The following is a 3,096-nucleotide window of genomic DNA, read 5'->3' on the forward strand; positions in this document are numbered from 1 at the left end:
GGGGGCGATGGTTCAGCGTCGGGCGGCCGGGCTGTCGTCCGGCTCGGCCCGTTGGCCGGGCGCGACCGGGTCGCCGCTCGCGCCGCGCCCGCCGGGCCCTGCGCCGGGCCCTGCGCCGGGGGTTGCGCCGGGCCCTCTGCCGGACTCCCCGACGGACGGGGCAGTGGCCGGCCGCGCCGGCTCCCGCCCGGCGTCCCGCAGCACCCCGGACCGGCCGGCCAGCGCGTCGATGACGGCGGTCCGGGTGATCGGGGTGACGGCGTCCGGCAGGTCGGCCGGGGCGTGCCAGCCCAGGTGGCAGCCGCCCGTCGGGTCCGCCGTCGGCGTCCCGGCGGTGACCCGGGCGCGGAAGACGTGCACCAGCACGTCCGGCAGTGGCCCGCACCGGCCGGCCGGGGGCGGAGCGGTGCCCCGGTCGCTGAGCCGGTAGAGGCCAACCAGGTCGACGATCTGGACGTCCCAGCCGGTCTCCGTGCGGATGTTGCGGAGCACCGCCGCGGCCGGGCTCTCCTCCCGGCGCAGTCGACCGCCGGGCAGCGCCCAGCGTCGCTCGCCCCGGCCCTGCCGGCAGAGCAGCACCCGACCGGCGTCGTCGCTGACGACCGCCGCGACCGCCCAGGTGAGCGCGCTCATGGACAAAGAGCCTACGACCGCGCAAACCAGAAGTCAGCCGGCCGGCGAAGCCGACCGTACCGGGGTGCCGCGGAGCCGGTCCGCCCCGGTAGCGTGTGCACCCGTGACCCACGCCCCGATGACCCCACTGGCGGCCCTGCCCAGCCCCAGCACCGCCGTCTGGCAGCTCGGACCGGTTCCGATCCGGGCGTACGCCCTCTGCATCATCATCGGCATCGTGGTGGCCTGCCTGGTCACCGAACGCCGGCTGCGGCAGCGCGGCGTGGCCCCGGGCGCGGTGCTCGACATCGCCGTCTGGGCGGTGCCGACGGGCATCATCGGCGCCCGGATCTACCACGTGATCACCTCGCCGGAGAAGTACTTCGGCGCCGACGGGCAGCCGCTCAAGGCGTTCGCGATCTGGGAGGGCGGCCTCGGCATCTGGGGCGCCGTCGCCGGGGGCGCGCTCGGCGCCTGGATCGCCGCCCGGCAGCTCGGCATCCCGTTCGCCGTGGTCGCCGACGCGCTGGCGCCGGGCCTGCCGCTGGCCCAGGCCGTGGGCCGGTTCGGCAACTGGTTCAACAACGAGCTGTACGGCGGCCGCACGTCCCTGCCGTGGGGGCTCGAGGTGCACGTGATGGACCCGGACAACCCCGGGCACGCGCTGCGTGACGACGCCGGCAACCCGATCCTCCAGCCGGGGCTCTACCATCCGACCTTCCTCTACGAGGCGCTGTGGAACATCGGCGTCGCCGTGCTGGTCCTCGTCCTCGACCGGAAGCTGCGGCTCGGGAAGGGCCGGGCGTTCGCGCTCTACGTGATGGGCTACACCGCGGGCCGATTCTGGATCGAGCTGATGCGTACCGACGAGGCGAACCACATCCTCGGCCTGCGGCTCAACGTCTGGACCGCGGCGCTGGTCTTCCTCGGCGCGCTGATCTACTTCGTCCGGGTCCGCGGCCCGCGGGAGTACCTCATCCCGGTCGGCACGCCGGCGACGCCGGTCCCGCCCGCGGGCGGTGACGTGTCGCAGGTGGACCTCTCCGCCCGGGAGGCCGGGCCGCGGGCGGTCGCGCCGGAGGGCTACCGGGTGGTCGGCGAGGAGCAGTTCCGCGCGTACCAGGAGACCGGCGCCGTGCCGGACGAGCCCGCGGAGAGCGCGCCCGAGGACGGGACCGAGGCCGACGACTCGGCGGCCGCGGAGACCGACGCCCGCGCCGAACCGGACGCTCCCGCCGAGTCGGAGAACCCGGCGGAGTCGGACGACCGGGCCGGGGCCCGCCCCGCCGACCGGGACAGCTGAGCGGAACCGAGATATGCGTACCGCGGTGGTGGTCGGCGCCGGGCTCGGCGGGCTGGCGGTGGCCGGCGCGCTGGCGCGGTCCGGGTGGCGGGTCACCCTCCTCGAACGGGCCGACCGGGTCCGCCCGGAACCGACCGCGCTGGTGCTCTGGCCCAACGGGGTACGCGCGCTGCGCGCCCTGGGTCTCGGCGCCGGCCTGGACGCGATCGCCACGCCGCTGGCCGACGGCGGCGTCCGCCGCCCGGACGGGCACTGGCTGGTGCAGCCCCGTCCGACGCCGGCCGAGCGGATGCCGGTGGTGGTGCACCGGGAGGACCTGCACGACGCGTTGATCGCCGGCCTCGGTGACCGGGTGGAGCTGCGGACCGGGGTGGCCGTGCGGACGGTCCGCGCGGTCCCCGGTGAGCGGCCGGCGGTCGGCGACGGCCGGCACACCGTCGAGGCGGACCTGGTGGTCGCCGCCGACGGCACCGACAGCGAGATCCGCCGCCAGCTCGCCCCGGAGTCGGGGGTGGTCAGCTCCGGCTGCGCCGCCTGGCGGGCGGTGATCCCCTGGTACCGGGCGCCGAGCCTGCCGGCCGACCAGCCGGTGGGCGGGGAGACGCTGGGCGCCGGTTACCGCTTCGTGGCCGCCTCGCTCGGTGAGCGGGGCACGGCCGGGGGGTCCAGCCGGGGCGGCATCTACTGGGTGGCCACGGCCGCCGGAGCGCCCCGCCCGGAGTCGCCGGAGACCCAGCTCGCCCTGCTCAAGCGCTGGTACGCCGGCTGGCCCGCGCCGATCACCGAGCTGCTTGACGCGACCGACCCCGTCGACCTGGTGCAGCAGGAGATCCGCGAGCTGCGTCCGCTGCCCCGGGCATACGGCTTCCCGGCCGGCCCGGGCGGCGTGGTGCTGCTCGGCGACGCCGCGCACGCCATGCCGCCGCACCTCGGGCAGGGCGCCTGCCTCGCCTTCGAGGACGCCGCCACGCTCGCCTCGCTGCTGCGCGAGTCCCGGCTGCCGGACGCCGTGGCGTCGTACGACCGGTTGCGCCGGCCCCGCGCGGCGACCATGGTCCGGCAGACCCGCCGGATGTCCGCGGTGCTGCAGACCCGGGGCCGGCTGGCCCTGCGCGCCCGCGACGCCGCCCTAGGCACGATCAGCCCCCGGCTGCGCAACACCGCCGCCTCCGCCGCCCCCC

The 3,096-nt window shown here is 77.2% G+C and carries 3 protein-coding genes; 2 read left to right on the forward strand and 1 reads right to left on the reverse strand.

Going from position 1 to position 3,096, the window contains the following annotated elements; translation table 11 throughout:
- Window positions 1-12 precede the first annotated feature (12 nt).
- Window positions 13-633, reverse strand: a complete 621-nt coding sequence (locus tag DKT69_RS07730; protein ID WP_109800889.1) for an NUDIX hydrolase — start codon at window positions 631-633, stop codon at window positions 13-15.
- A gap of 118 nt (window positions 634-751) precedes the next feature.
- Between DKT69_RS07730 and lgt the strand changes: the two genes are divergently transcribed.
- Together lgt and DKT69_RS07740 are read left to right on the forward strand one after the other, a co-directional pair.
- The gene (lgt, locus tag DKT69_RS07735; protein ID WP_109800891.1) at window positions 752-1,915 is read left to right on the forward strand and encodes a prolipoprotein diacylglyceryl transferase; all 1,164 of its coding nucleotides are present in this window, start codon (window positions 752-754) and stop codon (window positions 1,913-1,915) included.
- Between the two features lie 13 nt (window positions 1,916-1,928).
- Window positions 1,929-3,096: FAD-dependent oxidoreductase (locus DKT69_RS07740; protein ID WP_109800890.1), on the forward strand; the 1,168-nt coding region annotated here is incomplete at its 3' end.

It is taken from the genome of Micromonospora sicca (assembly GCF_003172935.1).
Taxonomy (GTDB): Bacteria; Actinomycetota; Actinomycetes; order Mycobacteriales; family Micromonosporaceae; genus Micromonospora; species Micromonospora sicca.

Excerpts from the sequence above, each read along its gene's own strand:
- DKT69_RS07730 (WP_109800889.1), bottom strand. The coding sequence starts at position 633 with ATGAGCGCGCTCACCTGGGCGGTCGCGGCGGTCGTCAGCGACGACGCC.
- lgt (WP_109800891.1), top strand. The coding sequence starts at position 752 with ATGACCCCACTGGCGGCCCTGCCCAGCCCCAGCACCGCCGTCTGGCAG.